Origin of the sequence: Leptospira haakeii (assembly GCF_002812045.1) — a bacterium.
GTDB lineage: Bacteria > Spirochaetota > Leptospiria > Leptospirales > Leptospiraceae > Leptospira_B > Leptospira_B haakeii.
In genome coordinates this window covers 1115029-1130201 of the sequence record NZ_NPEG01000001.1, presented here as the reverse complement: position 1 = coordinate 1130201, position 15173 = coordinate 1115029, and the positions used below count along the sequence as shown (strand labels likewise).

General features: G+C 39.1%; 17 protein-coding genes and 3 tRNA genes. 9 read left to right on the top strand and 11 right to left on the bottom strand.

What is annotated here, in order from left to right; genetic code table 11:
• Window positions 1-47: 47 nt before the first annotated feature.
• From CH377_RS05365 to CH377_RS05350, 4 genes are all read right to left on the bottom strand, one after another.
• Window positions 48-560 carry a MarR family winged helix-turn-helix transcriptional regulator gene (locus CH377_RS05365; RefSeq protein ID WP_100722732.1) on the bottom strand — a complete coding sequence of 171 codons (513 nt, stop codon included), beginning with the start codon at window positions 558-560 and terminating at the stop codon, window positions 48-50.
• A gap of 22 nt (window positions 561-582) precedes the next feature.
• Window positions 583-1104 carry an acyl-CoA thioesterase gene (locus tag CH377_RS05360; RefSeq protein WP_100722731.1) on the bottom strand — a complete coding sequence of 174 codons (522 nt, stop codon included), beginning with the start codon at window positions 1102-1104 and terminating at the stop codon, window positions 583-585.
• Between the two features lie 459 nt (window positions 1105-1563).
• Entirely contained in the window at window positions 1564-2382 is an 819-nt protein-coding gene (locus tag CH377_RS05355) for a hypothetical protein (RefSeq protein ID WP_243402061.1), read from the bottom strand.
• A gap of 86 nt (window positions 2383-2468) precedes the next feature.
• Complete coding sequence (locus CH377_RS05350) at window positions 2469-3167, bottom strand: hypothetical protein (RefSeq protein ID WP_100722730.1); 699 nt, start codon at window positions 3165-3167, stop codon at window positions 2469-2471.
• A gap of 173 nt (window positions 3168-3340) precedes the next feature.
• Between CH377_RS05350 and CH377_RS05345 the strand changes: the two genes are divergently transcribed.
• Window positions 3341-4240: a FecR family protein gene (locus tag CH377_RS05345; protein WP_100722729.1), complete on the top strand. Its 900-nt coding sequence runs from the start codon at window positions 3341-3343 to the stop codon at window positions 4238-4240.
• Window positions 4237-5475 (top strand): hypothetical protein, encoded by a 1239-nt coding sequence (locus CH377_RS05340; RefSeq protein WP_100722728.1) that lies wholly within the window; start codon window positions 4237-4239, stop codon window positions 5473-5475. Before CH377_RS05345 ends, CH377_RS05340 begins: the two co-directional genes overlap by 4 nt.
• Before the next feature lie 86 nt (window positions 5476-5561).
• Here the strand turns inward: CH377_RS05340 and ompL47 are convergent, their stop codons facing one another.
• The 6 genes from ompL47 to CH377_RS05310 all read right to left on the bottom strand — a co-directional run bounded on the left by ompL47 (window position 5562) and on the right by CH377_RS05310 (window position 10474).
• A complete protein-coding gene (ompL47, locus tag CH377_RS05335) occupies window positions 5562-6599 on the bottom strand; it encodes a multi-beta-barrel domain surface protein OmpL47 (protein WP_100722727.1) in 1038 nt (345 codons plus the stop codon).
• A gap of 96 nt (window positions 6600-6695) precedes the next feature.
• The gene (locus CH377_RS05330; protein ID WP_100722726.1) at window positions 6696-7214 is read right to left on the bottom strand and encodes a hypothetical protein; all 519 of its coding nucleotides are present in this window, start codon (window positions 7212-7214) and stop codon (window positions 6696-6698) included.
• 37 nt (window positions 7215-7251) lie between these two features.
• Window positions 7252-8427 carry an Acg family FMN-binding oxidoreductase gene (locus CH377_RS05325; protein ID WP_100722725.1) on the bottom strand — a complete coding sequence of 392 codons (1176 nt, stop codon included), beginning with the start codon at window positions 8425-8427 and terminating at the stop codon, window positions 7252-7254.
• 51 nt (window positions 8428-8478) lie between these two features.
• Entirely contained in the window at window positions 8479-8940 is a 462-nt protein-coding gene (locus tag CH377_RS05320) for an SAM-dependent methyltransferase (RefSeq protein ID WP_100722724.1), read from the bottom strand.
• 137 nt (window positions 8941-9077) lie between these two features.
• A complete protein-coding gene (locus tag CH377_RS05315) occupies window positions 9078-9710 on the bottom strand; it encodes a hypothetical protein (protein WP_100722723.1) in 633 nt (210 codons plus the stop codon).
• Between the two features lie 179 nt (window positions 9711-9889).
• Window positions 9890-10474, bottom strand: coding sequence for a hypothetical protein (locus CH377_RS05310; RefSeq protein ID WP_100722722.1), 585 nt, complete (start codon window positions 10472-10474; stop codon window positions 9890-9892).
• Between the two features lie 202 nt (window positions 10475-10676).
• Between CH377_RS05310 and sppA the strand changes: the two genes are divergently transcribed.
• From sppA to CH377_RS05275, 7 genes are all read left to right on the top strand, one after another.
• Complete coding sequence (gene sppA / locus CH377_RS05305; protein WP_100722721.1) at window positions 10677-11642, top strand: signal peptide peptidase SppA; 966 nt, start codon at window positions 10677-10679, stop codon at window positions 11640-11642.
• Window positions 11643-11646: 4 nt separating this feature from the next.
• Entirely contained in the window at window positions 11647-12249 is a 603-nt protein-coding gene (locus tag CH377_RS05300) for a hypothetical protein (RefSeq protein ID WP_100722720.1), read from the top strand.
• A gap of 8 nt (window positions 12250-12257) precedes the next feature.
• Window positions 12258-13010: a 5'/3'-nucleotidase SurE gene (gene surE / locus CH377_RS05295; RefSeq protein ID WP_100722719.1), complete on the top strand. Its 753-nt coding sequence runs from the start codon at window positions 12258-12260 to the stop codon at window positions 13008-13010.
• Window positions 13011-13724 (top strand): tetratricopeptide repeat protein, encoded by a 714-nt coding sequence (locus CH377_RS05290; RefSeq protein ID WP_100722718.1) that lies wholly within the window; start codon window positions 13011-13013, stop codon window positions 13722-13724.
• A gap of 35 nt (window positions 13725-13759) precedes the next feature.
• Window positions 13760-13831: transfer RNA gene (locus tag CH377_RS05285), tRNA-Pro, on the top strand.
• Window positions 13832-13849: 18 nt separating this feature from the next.
• Window positions 13850-13926 (top strand) — tRNA-Arg (locus CH377_RS05280).
• Window positions 13927-13932: 6 nt separating this feature from the next.
• Window positions 13933-14008: transfer RNA gene (locus CH377_RS05275), tRNA-His, on the top strand.
• 195 nt (window positions 14009-14203) lie between these two features.
• Here the strand turns inward: CH377_RS05275 and CH377_RS05270 are convergent.
• Window positions 14204-15112: a bifunctional helix-turn-helix transcriptional regulator/GNAT family N-acetyltransferase gene (locus CH377_RS05270; protein ID WP_100722717.1), complete on the bottom strand. Its 909-nt coding sequence runs from the start codon at window positions 15110-15112 to the stop codon at window positions 14204-14206.
• Window positions 15113-15173 lie beyond the last annotated feature (61 nt).

Here is a 15173-nt window from a genome sequence, read left to right as displayed (position 1 = left end):
ACTTTAAAATCGCATATTATGGAAAAATAAACTAATAAACCTTACGTTCAATCTTCCGATTTGGAAAATTCTTTAAAATTTCTTTTGCGAACGATCGAGTTCAATCTTTTCAATAATCTTTTCAGATCATCCTCCCCCATCGCTTCCGTAACTGCGGCCTGGGCTTCCTCCCAGATCGGATAAGCGATCCTCAATGCTTCCAAACCTTTTTGGGTTAAGATCACTTTCCTAGCTCTTTTATTTTCGGAAGGAACATCTGCAACGTAACCTAATTCTTCCAAAGGATTCAAGTTACGAATCAAAGTAGTTCTATCTAAAACAAGAAGGTCCGCTAACTCGGCAAGACCAAGACCATCGGTAGCACCAAGAGTATGTAATAGACTGAATCTCTGAGAAGTAAGACCGGCCTTCTCTAATTCTCTATCATAAAATTGAGTAACCGCTCTAGAAGCCCTGCGCAGATTAAAGTTCACGCAACTTAAACCTGCGCTAAGCATATCCGCTTTGCTCGGAAATTTTTCAGACTTCCGAGCCGTACTATTTAGAGACTTCTTGGACATAAGATTAAAAAGACTATTGGCCTTAGGAATATTTTCCCTCCGATACTTGTTTTCGCAACTGTTTTACCCTATCTTCGAAAGAACCTTCTTCCAAACCAGGCTCATCAAAAATAAAACTCCCCAAAAAAGCCATCATCTCTTGGTCATGACGAACAGGACGTCCCTTTTGAAGATCAATAAAGGAAAACTGAGCTCTCAAAACTGCCTTTAAACGATTACCTTCCCTATCTAAAAGTAAATATTCGTTATGGATCGTCGCCGGAGTCAGCTTGATCAAACGAGTTACAATTTTCACCACGTCATTCTGTTTGACCGGTTCTAAATATTGAGTTTCCACTTTACTCACCACCCATGATTTACCAGAACTAGATCCATATTCGTAAAAATCGAAATTAGCAGTTTCCCTTAATTGTTCAGAACGAGCCTCCAAAAAATAATCCATATATCTCGCGTTATTCAAATGGCCAAAAGGATCACAATCCTGGAAACGAATCCTAGCAAAACTATGAGGGGAAAGCACCGGTTTATCAATCGTCAATTCCATAACGAATCTCCTAAGAGAAATAATGTGCATTTACATATATGTAATTACACATGTGTAATTACAGGAATTAGACGTCTCCAAATCTCAGTCAAGGCAAAAAACGGAACTTTTCCTGTTGGAATTCCTACAAGAATCTGTAGTTTTAGGCATTGGCCGCGTCCTTCGGACCGAGCTCTCCCCTCCGGTCAAAAAATCGCATCCGCGATTTTTGTGACCCCGGCTCGATCTCTCGCGGGTTGTAAATGAAAATTCCGTTGTTGGAGCTCCAACAAAAGAGCCGTAAAATTCGTTTGTGAAAAATAAAAATTTATGATAAGGGAGTGTCAGCTCTCCCACGAGCCACTCCCCCCAATCCCAACGCAGGGTGGGGGCCGTTTTTTAAAAAATACGTTCGATCAAACTGAGCGAGTACCTAAAGTAGCCGACTCCTACAGAAGAGTAAAAATCTATCTCTAAAACTCAATCCAACTTAGAAGGAAGAAGATCCAATAAGTCGGACCAACGTTTTTTGTCTTCAGCTCCTATCTTACTTCTTCTATCATATCGAATATTATAAATCCCGAATTCTCCTCTATACAACTTAGCAACCTGAGAAGAAGGAGACTGTTTACCACATCCGGAATTTTCCCAAGAATAAGAAATTTTTCCAGACTTCTCTGACTCCAGGTTCCAAAGAATATTTGGACATTCTTTCTTCTTACCGGACTCCAATAAGGAATAAATTTCGGAAGGAGAAGCAGTTCTCACCTTATAAACATGTATAGTAAGCATTTCATTCCAGAATAATAAAGACTCAGACTTAGGAACATATTGCAATAATGCCTGATCCATTCTGTCTATATCTGAGACAAGCCTCCATTCCCTTCCATCCAAACGAATCGATTCTCCTTCTGCATCTAACGAAAGGTCTCGCCTGAATTGTTTTTTATCAGATTCGTGAATGGAGATCTCCGTTTGTAAATGAGTAACCTGCCCATTATCATTCTTTAATGCGATCTGGATCCATTTACGAGTAGTGCCGATTTTTTGGATCCAATTCTTGTTTTCCGAGACCTCCACCTTAAATTTTAAAAGAATAGGTCCGATTGGAAGCGGTTTCTCCTGTTGAAATAACAAAACATCTGAAGAATTTTCATTTAATTCAAATCCTTCAATACCAACCAAAAATGGATTTTTTACTGTTCCTTTTATGTAGATCTCGATTTTTTTAGATTCAGTTTTATAAAAGATCTTCTCTATTTTGAACCAGTCGTTTTCAATTTTCTTTTTGCGGACCATGTCCGGAAAACAAAATGTAAATAGAAATATGCAAAAAATCGAAATTAGCAGTTTAAAATGAAACTTATGGAAAGAAAAACCCAAATTCAACCAGCGACAAATCTTCTCCGAATGGAAACAAGATGAGCAAATAAAACGGAAGGAACTATAAAGGAAGGCAGCCATACGTATGGAAATTGAAGCACCGCAGTATTCGGTCTTTCAAAAGACAATTTTTGAAAAGGTCCAGGCGCGGATAAGATCCCCAAGATCACAATATTCAATAAAAATAAAAGGCCTATTATATTCCAAAACAAAATCCAATTTTTAGAAGATGTAGGCTTATTCAAAATGAAATAAGCCGCAATCGGAGTAGTCAGACCGATCAAAATGTCGAAATTCCAACCTGCAAACGTCATACTGATCGGTACCCAACCATACATTGCTAACCAGTATAAGACAAGCTCCACCGGTATTCTTGCCAGATGTAAGTATGTTAAACTTTCCGCCGGGATCTGGTCTATCCAAGTCCTACTAGAAGGAAGGATGAAAAGTAAAATCAAGAACAAGATAGGTGGGATCACCATGCATAGAAATCTAGGAGGGAAGGAATCAGTGACTAGATAAAATCCAGTCCTACTTAAGATCCCTTGCAGAGCGAGCCAAGCTGCTAAAGCCAAAAGAATTAAAGAAGAGCCGATCCAATTTTTTCTAGAACCCAAAACGAGTGAGAAAAAATATCCTAAAATAGCAAATACCGTAGAACCGAAAATTATTGGAACAAGTGGAGGAAGATGGGCCGACATACTATCTTAAAAAGAGGCCCAAATCATTGGTATTTTAGAAAATAAGGCAATCATTTTCCTCGAAATTCCGGCCAATTCTTTCTCTTCCTTTTTCACCTAAGCGCCGTATTTTGTTGGAATTCCCACAAGATTCTCTTCTAATACTAGGTTAGAACTAGTTTCCAGGATAAATCATGGCTTCTCAGAATTTCCCGTTTTCGATTTCTCGATTTAAATTATTTCAATTTTTTGCAATCCTACTCATTTCCCTATCTTTAATAGGCCTTCTTGCAGAACCCAAAAAAGGAGTCCAAGAAGACGTTTTCGAATACAAGGTAAAAAAGAATGATACTTTATCCAAGATCGCAAAGGAATTCCTGCAAGACCCAAGGAACTGGAAAGAATTATTAAAATATAATGAAATTCCAAACCCTTCTTTGATTAGAGAAGGTACTACTCTTCTTATCCCAGGCTTTTTAAGAAAGGACACAATCTCTGCAACCGGAGAAATTATAAAACCGAATACAGGTCCTGTGGCAGTTGCCGACTTCCAAAGAGGACAGGTTCAATTTTCTAGGGATTTTACTCCGACAGGACTTCCTGCAAGTTGGTCCAAACTTTCCAAAGATCAATTATTGAACATGGATGATTGGATCCAAACAGGACAAGGCTCTTCTTCTAAAATTCTATTCACTAAAAACGGAACGGTTGTAGAGTTAAAAGAAAAAACCTTAACCAAAATCGTAAAAACGACCCTAGAATCAATTTCAGAATTCAAGCTGAATAAAGATGGAGGAATTCTGGAACTGAAATCAGGATATCTGGAAGCCAAGGTCCCTCCTAAAAAACCGGGAGACGATACTCGTAAATTTACTGTCATAACTCCTACTGCAGTGGTAGGAGTAAGAGGAACAGAATTATACGTAAGTGCGCCTGATCCTGAAAATACTATAGTAGGATGTTATAAAGGAGAATTAGAAGTCTCCGCAGAAGGAAAAACAGTGGCGGTCCCTGCAGGATTCGGAACTACTGTGGTAAAAGGACAAGCTCCTTCTAAACCGGAAAAACTTCCCGAAAAGGTTGAGTTAGAGTGAGAATTCTGGATCGGAATATTATAAAATATAAATTTTCATTTTTATTATCTTGCCTACTTCTTCTTTCAGGAGAGGCATTTTCCGAACAACAAAGGGTAAGCCTTCGTTGGAAACCCAGCCAAGGTGCAGAAAGTTATCTGATTGAACTTTCAGAAGACAGGGACTTTTTAAGAGTACATCATTTTTATAAGACCAAAAACTTCCGCTATGAATTCAATTCGCAAGATTCTAAGTTCTATGTTCGCGTAGTCGGGATCAATGCAGATGGAGGAAGAGGAGTTTCTTCTCCTATAATTTCTCTGGCGGACAAATTTGCTGCTGCACCTAAAGTAAAAGTGGAAAGACCTTCTACAGTTGTTGCTTCTTCGGAAGAGTTGCGGATCTCACTGGGTGATCCTAAAACCAGCGGACCTTCTTCCAATACTCCCGGATCCCCGAATTCACAAAAACAAGTCCCAGTCTCCACATATTATAGAGTGAATGGAGGAGAATGGCAAAGATATGACGGTTCCATTTCTCTTTCCCAAGAAGGTTGGAACGAGGTGGAATTTTATTCCGAAGATATATTAGGAAATAAAGAAACTCCTAAAAAGACAAAATATCTCAAAGATACAACGGCTCCTCAAGTCCGTTTGATAGGAGAAAAGAAGGGGCAATCAGGATTAATAGAGATCAAATCCGGAGCAGAACTTACATTACAAGTTACTGAAGAAGGTTCCGGAATGGAAGAGATCACCATCAATCTTGCAGCAAGAGATGGAAGCGGAGCGGAAGTAAATCTAACTCTTTCCGGAGAAGAAGCAAAACAACCGATCAAAATTTCTTCTTCAGGTATAGACGGACTTTCTATTCTTCGTTGGGAAGCAAATGATAAAGCTGGAAATTATATCCAATCAGAGCTCCCATTATTAATAGATGCAAAACATCCTCTATGCGTATTCGCTCCAACAGAAGGTAAACTTAGAGAAGATGGCATTTACTATCTAAAAGAAAACGGACTCATTGCGATTCGATGTGAAGATCCAGGCACAGGATCAGGGCTTTCTAAATTGGAATACAAGATTGGTAATGGTTCTATCCAATCTTATCAAAACCCGATCGGATTCAATACTGGAATCCATACTGTTACGGTTTATACTTCGGACAGAGTTGGAAACAAAGCAGAGCTCAAAATCAAAGTGAACGCAATCAAACCGGATTGGCAAAAGACCGGATCCGAACTCCAAGAAAAATAGTTTATTAGATTATTATAAGAGACCACACTGCGGGCTATAAAAAGAAGAAGGGACCCGTATCTTCAACGGATCCCCTTTCGCGATTTCTAATTTTCAGTGCTTGGTGAAGCAGAAGAACTTGCAGGTTTAGCTGCTGGAGCAGGTGCGCTCGGTTTATTATCCACTTTTTGGATCTTAGTTTCAGGAGGAGTAGTATCTACGATAAAAGCGATCTTCTTAACTTCGCTTTCATTACCTACCGAATCCACTGACTTAGCTTCGATCGTGTGATTTCCTTGTGCTTCTACAGAAACAGGATCTGCGTATGATTTCCATTCTCCAGAATCCAATTTATAAAAGATCTGTTTAATTCCGGACAATGTATCCGAAGCCTTGATTGTAAATGCGTTCCCACTTTTTACGAAAATTTTATCTTTTACAGTCACAAGTGCAGAACCGAAAAGTTCAACCAAAGGTTTCTCTTGGTCCACAGTCACTGCCAAAACGGAATCAGTCGAAGTATTCCCAGACTTATCAGTTGCAGAAAACTTAATAGTATTCACTCCGGCTTTTTCCAATTGGATCGGTCTGCCATCATAAACTTTAGATTCTGAACCATTGATAGAGATCTTAATGTCCTGCACACCCGCAAGGTTATCCTGAGCAGTAATAGAATAAGTTAAAGTTTTTGTAGCATAGTTCGTATTTTCATGAACTATTAATGCAGCACTCGGAGTGATCTTGGTAGAAGGGGGAGTATTATCAACAAGAACATTAAAATGTTTTTCTGGTTCTTTATTTCCCGCTTTATCCACTGCTCTATATGTGATCTTCGTCAAACCTTCTCTTACCAATGTGATAGAAGAAACATATTTTGTATACTCCCCTGACCCGATTTTATATTCGATATAATCCACAGTGGAACCTTCATCCTTGGAGTTGAACTCGAAGGAAGATTGAGAGTTAATGTATAGATCCGGCTTTTCTCCGGAAGATGATTCTCTTTCTGTTCCGGAAGGTTTAGTAGTTTCTGCCTTAGGTGTGGTAGATTTCGGAGGAGCAGTCGTGCCCGGCGAACTCTGAGCGAAAATAGCGCTGGAGACTAGCATACTTGCTAGAAGGACCCATAAGGGATTGCGATTCATTCTTTTCTCCATTGGAAAATTAGTGTTATCACTGTTTGACGACAAAAAATCCACAGAATCTTTCCATTCTATGTAAGAAATTCGAAAAAATTCCGGCTAAATTTCGTCGACTTTCCGGGAGATAGATTCGGCGATTTCTTTTCTTTTTTGAGAAAAGGAGCCAGACTTCCAAAATTTATATACGGGTAAAAAACTGCCTAAAACAGGCAATAGCATCAATATAGCATAGGTTCGAGAAAACAAACTTGCATCCTCACTTTGAACCACATTCTTAGAATCATACAAAGTCAGATCGGAAAGAATCACTACGCATAAATCTTGATTTTGTAATGTAGAATATACGAAATAAACAGGAATATATGCGATATAAAAGTACAAACACATCAAGAATGGAAATGTAACCAGCCCTTGTCCGACCAAACCTCCGGAAGGGATCCCGGACCATATTAGAAAAAGTGATAATACGGAAACAGCAAAAGCAGCCTGGGTAAATAAAAGAAAAATGCCATCATCACCTTGCGTACAGGTCCCGGATTCTGCAAGAATGATGCATAGTGGAATAAGTAAGAATAGAATGTCTCCGAACCAGAATAGGATTTTCTTGAGTATATTCATTTATTTCGACAAAAATTCCTTTAAAGCGATTGTATTGCTATAAAATAAACTCTTTCGGATCCCTTCTAGGACTATAAAAATGATAATCACTTTTGCCCAGACGAGCTAGCATCTGGATCTTCTCCCCGGGTTTTAAAGAAGATTCAAATTCATTCCTAATAGTATCCATTTCTGGATATTCTTGCAATATCTGACTCATTGGATGAAGAGAAAATCCATTTTTAGTCGCGGCCAAATGTAAACGAAGATAATCTCTTCCCGCTTGGACCCAGTCGATGATTTCATTATGATCCGTTTTCAGAAAAATAAATCCCTTAGAACTTTCTACCATTGAAACAAACATATCCATGCCTGCTTTCTTATTCTCAGGTGAATGCCAACTTTCTGGGCCATGTTTTAAGAAAAAATTTCGAGCAATATAATATTTCAAACCGGAAGTCCCATTTGCTCTCAGGGAAATTCCATCCTTAAATTTTCCTATTTCTTCATCATTATAACGAAACCAAATCCTAGATTCTTCGTACGTTTTATAAGTATCCGTTTCCGTTTGCATCGCGGCGATTAATTGTTTTCTTAATTTTTCCGAGCCTGCTTTAGGAACAAATTTCAATTCTGAATACAGAACAGCAGAGTCTTTTCGTATCTTCTCAAAATTTTCCTGAGTCAGATCTTCTCCTTCATAAACACTTCTTTGAGTTACTCTTTCTGAAATAAATTCGGACAAAGGATTCCGAACCAGATCTTCTTGTTTGTTCAATACAATTTTAGCGATCGGTTTTTTACCTATTTCTGCAATCGTATATTTTCCATCGGGGAAAAGAGAAACTTCGGAAGAATATCCTAACACTTGGGTTCCTATACTTAAGTTTTCCAAAAAGGTCCCTTGCCCAATATGGATCTGTCGATACGTCGGATCAGTATCTTTTAATAAACGTTTCTCATCCACATACAAAAGTGCAGAATGATCATTTATAATTTTGAATTTCCAAGGTTGGACATTATGGGGATTCGGAGCAGTGATACCAATACGGATCGCTTTTAGTATTGGAGAAATATTTTCAGAAAGAAATTCAGGATCGAACGGATCCTTTCTTTCATAATCATATCTTTCCTTGGAGGAAGTTTTACAATATTGTAAAATTTGAGAAGTTGAGAGAATAACGCCAAAACTAATGCCGTATTTCAGAAATGTTTTTCGACTGATGGAAGCCATGGCCGAAAAACGTAAGCGAAATTAAGTCCCAGTCAATCTAATTCGAGTAAATTACTCCCAATAATTTATCATCAATTCTTTAGACCAATCCGGTTGAGAGATCCCGGACATTGGTAGGAATTCCCTCATCACTGGTTTAATATCCACGACCGGAGTTCCATCAATCGCATCCAAATATTTCACTAAAAGTTTTTTGCCATCCCTTCTTAAAAGTTCCACTATTGTAGAACCTATATGGTTCGGACGATTTTTCTTTCTTTGGGCAAAGATCCCAACCTTAGGCCATCTCTTATTTTCTCTAGGATGTTCACTCCCAAATACGGGCTCCGATCCGACAGCCTTATGAAAAATATAGATGATCTCCAGATGAGAGAATGTTTCTATCCCATCCAAAGACTCGGCGGGAATATTATCTTCTAACTCGATCTCAGAAACAATTTCAGCCCAGTAATCATCCTGGATCTCTGATCTTGAGTTCGAGACCTTTGCGATCGGCCGGATCGTAAATTCCATAAAAGCCTCTTTTATCCTAAAAGATACTTTAGGAGACGAATTAAAATACTCTTAGGCGAGAAATTAATAAGCGAAGTCGCTTAAAATATTAGAAGAATGCGGGAGCCGACTATAACGTCGGCCCGCGTTAGGTAGGCTTAGTTTCCGGCTTCCGGTTTTGCGTTTAGATATTCCTTAAATTTATCTAAATCATCTTCAGCAATTACTACTGTAATAGGCTCAGCCCCTGAATACAATCTTATAGTAAATCCATTGGATTTGAGAATTTCATCTTCATCTTCTTTTTTCAATAGAAAAGAGCTATTTAACTTAAGATAGGTGCTACTGCTTGTACGAACTCCGTTATTAGATCCGAATGAGCTATTTGAATTGTTCGCTCCTTGCGTATTTGTAGCGTTTGTCGTAGTTACAGTAGTAACCGACTGAGTAGAAGAGTTTCCAAAAGCCAGAGAAATTGTTTTTTCCCCGATTTTAAGAAAGCCACTTCTTTCTATCCCTGCGTTATTGGTAGCGGCAAAAACGGTAACTCTACCGATAGTCGGAACTAATTTATCCGGACTAATCTCCCTAGTAAAATCCATTTCAACACGGTATTTTGTAAACGGCGTATCAATAAGAGTTCCTAATACGGATTCTTCCGCTTTAAGGGCCAATTTCAAATTAACAGTGTGTGAGTTCTTAAAATTATCTTTTGTAATTCTCACAACTCCAAAAGTACATCCGACCGTCGCAATGAATAACAAAGATATTACAAGTATTTTCCTGAACATTCAATTCTCCAATAATAATAGAATCCACTCGCAAGAAGATTTGCGACATGTCAAGAGTGTATTTTTTGTGGTTATAATAATAAATTGAATTAGAGCGTTATCTCATTTTAGATAACGCTCTAATATCCGGAAATGTATTTAGATTTATATTTTATTCTAAACTAATAATATAGAAAATATCACTCTTGTTCCATTCCAGGTTTCGCTCTTAGAAATTTTTTCAAATTCTCCAGATCATTCTCTTCAAACGAGATCGTAATCGGCAGGGCCCCCGAATAAAACCTAACTGCAAAATATTTGGATACCAATATTTCCGCCTCCTGCTCTTTTGTTAGCAAAAATGCACCGGTGAGTTCTTTATGAGTGCTGCTATGAGTACTCATAGAAGTTTTAGTCTCTGTAGATTGATTTTTTCCAAACGAGCTAGTGGAATTGGAAAGTCCTGTAGGATTATTTTTCGTGGTAGTAGTGGTCGTAACATCGGTATTATAAGTTGTCACAGAACGAGCATCTAAATTTCCCAAAACCAAAGCGGAATCCTTTGTTCCGACCCGAATAAAGCCACTTCTTTCCAGAGGATAACTATTTGCAGTCGCCATGACCGTAAACCGCACTACTGTAGAACTCGTTTTTGTCCCACTGACCTCTCTAGAAAAATCAAAAATGGTATGATATCTTGCCCAAGTATCTTCCTCTTTCGATATTTTCCACATTTTCATAGTGACGATATGTGATTTTTTAAAATCGTCTTTTATGATGATCACTTTTCCATAAGTACTGCACCCAATTATAACTGCGAACAAAAGTGATATTGATAATTTTCTAAACAAACTCGCACCCCTATATCTATATTGATACACATATTAAACATATCCCCTGGTCAAGAGAAACCGGCCAGCTTTCTAGAGCGAAACCAAACCTCGCTATTTCATTGACAGGGGATCGGTACCAAGATCCACTCTAATTGTGGACCGAAATCGTATCGCATTAGCAGTCACCTTTGTAGTCACCATTCTCTCCTTATTCGTAGGACTTATTAATTTAGTATCCAATGTATCTTCTTCCAAACTAACGAAAGTAGATGCCGGTTCCGGATTCGGGACCGATAGATTGGGAGCAGCTCTTATCAAGATAGAAGGAGAGATCCACTCCGGACGTTCCAGCTATGATTCTGCCGGAGCTCAAACCATATTGGAACAACTCAGATCGATAGAAGACGATTCTAATATCGTAGGCATCTTAGTGGAGATCAACTCTCCAGGTGGATCCGTCGGTGCCTCTCAAGAGATCTACAAAGAGTTAATGTATCTCAGAAAAGATAAAAACAAAAAGGTCGTAGTGTCCATGAAGGACATCGCCGCTTCCGGGGGGTATTATATAGCCTCTGCTGCGGATAAAATTTTCGCATTAGGCGGAACCTTGACTGGCTCCATCGGAGTGATCGCTATCGCTCCAAATATTAAAGGTCTTCTAGAAAGATACGGAGTCAAAGTTCGCACTTTTAAAGAAGGAAAGTATAAAGATTCACTTTCTCTTTTCAGGGACAATACTCCAGAAGAAGATGCGATGATCCAAAAGATGCTCTCAGATACGTACGAAGAATTTATCGAAGATGTAGCTAAAGGAAGAAATCAAACGGTAAAATTTGTAGAAGCCCTGGCCGAAGGAAGGATCTACTCCGGACAAGATGCATTCAGAAACAAATTGGTAGATGATATCGGTGGCAGAAGAGAAGCATTAGCAGAACTTTCCAAACTTTGTAACTATGATGGCATTCTTCCATTATTCGAAGAAGAAGCAAATCCTTGGGATAGATTCTTCCAATTGATGCAGACAAAGTCGGGAGGATTTTTCAGCGGAGAAAAAGTATTCCTACAAGAACTCAAACGTTCTCCTGTTTTAGTTTTATACCCGCATTCGATGGCATGGTAATCCTGTGTTGAAAGAATTATTCAACAGATTTATAGATCTTTTAGATGCGGTGCTATTCGAGCCGTTTCGAGTAGAGAATGTAATTTCTTCTTGGGGTATTTATCCGCTTAAATTAGTAGGCGGGTTGGTCCTGATACTTGCGGCATTAAGTGCGGGAGCAGGTTACGTGTTCATCACTCCTCCATTTACTGGCAGAAGTTTCGGACAATTTCTGATAGCAGCATTGACTCACTTATTATTCTTCATGCTTCTACCCTACGCGATCGCATTCATTGTGGACGGACTTGCTCAATCCAATGGAAAAAAGGGAAACGCAAATACTACATTTAGATTCGTGAATCTTGCTCTTTCTCTTTTTATCTCCAACGCAGCTTGGGCAATCCTGCTCGCGCAACTAGGAGTAAAAGGTGGGTTCGGAGTGATTACATTATATTCGATCCATTATGGATTGTTTATGACAGTATTGGTTCGTGGGACTTCTTACATCTATGATCTAAAGTTTAAAGATTCCTTTCGGATCAATATTATCACCTTTATTGTGACCTTCTTCCTACCATTAGCTATGTATTCGGCGATGATCACATCGTTCAATCCTTCTCTTCCATAACATATAATATGAATATTCTAATCACCAACGATGACGGGATCTCTTCCAACGGGATCCTTGCTTTGGAAAAAGTTTTAGGGAAAGAACATAATACCTATCTGATAGCTCCTCTAAAAGAACGTTCCGCAACTTCTATGGCATTGAGCATTCATGATTCTTTGAGGGTAGAAAGAGTAAACGAAAATCATTATATCGTAGATGGGTTCCCTGTAGACTGCGTGAACATAGGGCTACATGGAAATATCTTCCCGAAAATCGATTTGGTGCTCTCCGGGATCAACCGAGGAGTGAATATGGGACATGACGTTCACTATTCAGGAACGGTCGGAGCCGCAAGACACGGAGCCATTCATAACAAAAAAAGTGTCGCAGTCAGTTCAGGAAACTGGGACAAAAACTACGACTATATTAAAGAAGCCGAATTGGTTCGCGAGGTCCTAAATTCATGGATAGACGAATTTATTCCTGGGACCGTATATAATATCAATATTCCGGAAAAATTCGAGAACTCACTTTCTTCTATAGAATTAGCGAAGTTAGGCAGAAGAACCTATGTGGACACTTACGAGGCTAAACCGATTATAGGTGGGATCTCAGACTTCTTCTTAGGGGGTTCTGACCTTGGGCATGTTCCTGAAGAAGGTACTGATTTTGATATATTCTTCCGTGGAAAAATCCCGATCACACCTTTGGGTTTAGATCAAACTTCCTTGCTTGAATTAGAAGAATTTAAAAAAAAGATCCGGGTTAAATCGAAGTAAATGGAAAAGAAAACTTCCAGAAAGATCCCAGCCAAAAGAAGAATTTTCACTGAAATTCTAAAAGAGAATTATACGATCGCACTCACTTTGATCGATCGGGAAATGTCCGAGACGGGAAAAGATCCGGAGCTACTTTATAATTTTGCAATATGTTGTTCCAGGACGGGAAACCACAAAAAATGCGTTTCGGTTATCGAAGAGCTCATGGAGGAATTCCCAAAATTCTCGGAGAGAGATAACGCATTTAGGATGATGATCTACTCTTTAATCCGGACTGGAGATTATAAATCCGCTCTGGCAAAAACGGAAGAGCGTCTCAAACTTTCACTGGATGATATCATTCTTCTTTCCTTAAAAGCGTCCGCATTGGAAAAGTCCGGGGACACGAAAGCGGCAATCGAAACTCACTTGAGAATTTTGCGATTGAGGCCGGAACAAAAAAATAGCCTAAATTCGGTAGCATATCTGCTCTTAGAGGGGAAAGAACCAAATCCGGAAGATCTCAAACTGGCGATGGAAAACATCAAACGTGCTCTGCAGTTGGATCCGGATAATCCAGCATATCTGGATTCTTTCGGAGTTCTGCTTTCCAAATTGGGAAAACCGGAAGAAGCCAGAAAAGCCTTCGAAAAAGCAATTACCAAAGCTCCAACCGAAGATATCATTTTAGAACACTTGAAAAAACTATCTCAAACAAATAGACAAGCGACTTGACACCTCGCCCTTCCGCGAAATCATGGACTTCGATCCGGGATGTAGCGCAGTGGTAGCGCATCTGTTTTGGGTACAGAGGGTCGCAGGTTCAAATCCTGTCATCCCGAATTCCTCTTTCTCAAAGAGACTCGGTAGCTCAGTTGGATAGAGCAACTGCCTTCTAAGCAGTGGGTCGGGGGTTCGAATCCCTCTCGGGTCACCAAATATGGTGGACGTAGCTCAGTTGGTAGAGCTCCAGATTGTGGTTCTGGCTGTCGCGGGTTCAAGCCCCGTCGTTCACCCCAGTTTTCTTCCAATCCGTAAGAATCAAATCAGCTCAATATGAAAGACGGCTTGAAGCTTTTGCACGCAAGTGTTTGCAGCGATCCGTAGAGAGCGTCACAAACGCGCCGCGAGCCAGGATGGCGAAGCGAGTGCAAAAGACGCCGTGGAGCCAAGTCGAGCAGGATGCGAGACTGCGTAACGGCAAGCCCCGTCGTTCACCCCAGTTTTCTTCCCAAATCCCATCTCTCTTCCGTTAGGTTTTTCTTCCAAACTTGATTCTGCTTAGATTCAGAAAGAACAAAGCCGAAACGTTTATATAAATTTCTCGCAGCATCCAAATTGTTCAAGGTCCAAAGAAAAATGGAAACATTCTTTGATTTTGCATAATCTACCGCAAGGGTTAGTAGATTTTTTCCAATTCCTAAATTCCTAAATTTAGGTTCAGTGTAAAACCAACGAATTTGGGAAAGATTCTTTTCGGAATGAATGATCGAGATCGCACCTGCAATATTTCCATTCGATTCTGCTATCCATACCCTATCAAATTCAGTTTTGTTTTTTAGATATTCCAACATCCCTTGTATCAAATACTCTTCGAAAGAATCATTGAACTTATATTCGTCTCGGTATAATACAGCCTGTCTATGGATCATATAACCTAGATCTCCAATCCTTGCTTCCCGATAAATCACGGGAGATAGTTCCTTGGAAAGGACCCTTATTATTAAATTCATAGAAGAGACTAATTCATTTTTATCTGGATCGGAACAATCTTTGAGCAAACCTGAAATTTGTGAATTCGAAGCTGAGATTAATTTGGATAAAACATCTTTTCCTTTTTTGGTAAGCTCCAAATGAAGAATACGCGAATCATTTCGACTTGGAGTTCTTTTTAAAATTCCCTTCTTCTCAAATTGTTGGATTGTCCTACTTAGGTAACCTTTATCTAAATTTAATAAACGGACTAATTGGCCGGCAGTAATATCTTTAGAATGCCTGATCTCGTATAATAATCTCGCTTCCGTCAGAGAATATTCACTATTCAAAAAATGATTATTTAAGAGTCCTAAAGCGTTCGTATAGTACCTATTGAATTCACGAATAGAATCTACATGGTCTTTCATAAAGAAATATTAGTGCCTATAGTTGCCAAAAGCAACTAATAAAACCAAAAAACTTTCGAAA

Excerpts from the sequence above, each read along its gene's own strand:
- CH377_RS05320 (WP_100722724.1), bottom strand. The coding sequence starts at position 8,940 with ATGGAATTTACGATCCGGCCGATCGCAAAGGTCTCGAACTCAAGATCA.
- CH377_RS05345 (WP_100722729.1), top strand. The coding sequence starts at position 3,341 with ATGGCTTCTCAGAATTTCCCGTTTTCGATTTCTCGATTTAAATTATTT.
- CH377_RS05290 (WP_100722718.1), top strand. The coding sequence starts at position 13,011 with ATGGAAAAGAAAACTTCCAGAAAGATCCCAGCCAAAAGAAGAATTTTC.
- CH377_RS05330 (WP_100722726.1), bottom strand. The coding sequence starts at position 7,214 with ATGAATATACTCAAGAAAATCCTATTCTGGTTCGGAGACATTCTATTC.
- CH377_RS05365 (WP_100722732.1), bottom strand. The coding sequence starts at position 560 with ATGTCCAAGAAGTCTCTAAATAGTACGGCTCGGAAGTCTGAAAAATTT.
- ompL47 (WP_100722727.1), bottom strand. The coding sequence starts at position 6,599 with ATGAATCGCAATCCCTTATGGGTCCTTCTAGCAAGTATGCTAGTCTCC.
- CH377_RS05270 (WP_100722717.1), bottom strand. The coding sequence starts at position 15,112 with ATGAAAGACCATGTAGATTCTATTCGTGAATTCAATAGGTACTATACG.
- CH377_RS05355 (WP_243402061.1), bottom strand. The coding sequence starts at position 2,382 with ATGGTCCGCAAAAAGAAAATTGAAAACGACTGGTTCAAAATAGAGAAG.
- CH377_RS05315 (WP_100722723.1), bottom strand. The coding sequence starts at position 9,710 with ATGTTCAGGAAAATACTTGTAATATCTTTGTTATTCATTGCGACGGTC.
- CH377_RS05325 (WP_100722725.1), bottom strand. The coding sequence starts at position 8,427 with ATGGCTTCCATCAGTCGAAAAACATTTCTGAAATACGGCATTAGTTTT.
- surE (WP_100722719.1), top strand. The coding sequence starts at position 12,258 with ATGAATATTCTAATCACCAACGATGACGGGATCTCTTCCAACGGGATC.
- CH377_RS05360 (WP_100722731.1), bottom strand. The coding sequence starts at position 1,104 with ATGGAATTGACGATTGATAAACCGGTGCTTTCCCCTCATAGTTTTGCT.
- CH377_RS05350 (WP_100722730.1), bottom strand. The coding sequence starts at position 3,167 with ATGTCGGCCCATCTTCCTCCACTTGTTCCAATAATTTTCGGTTCTACG.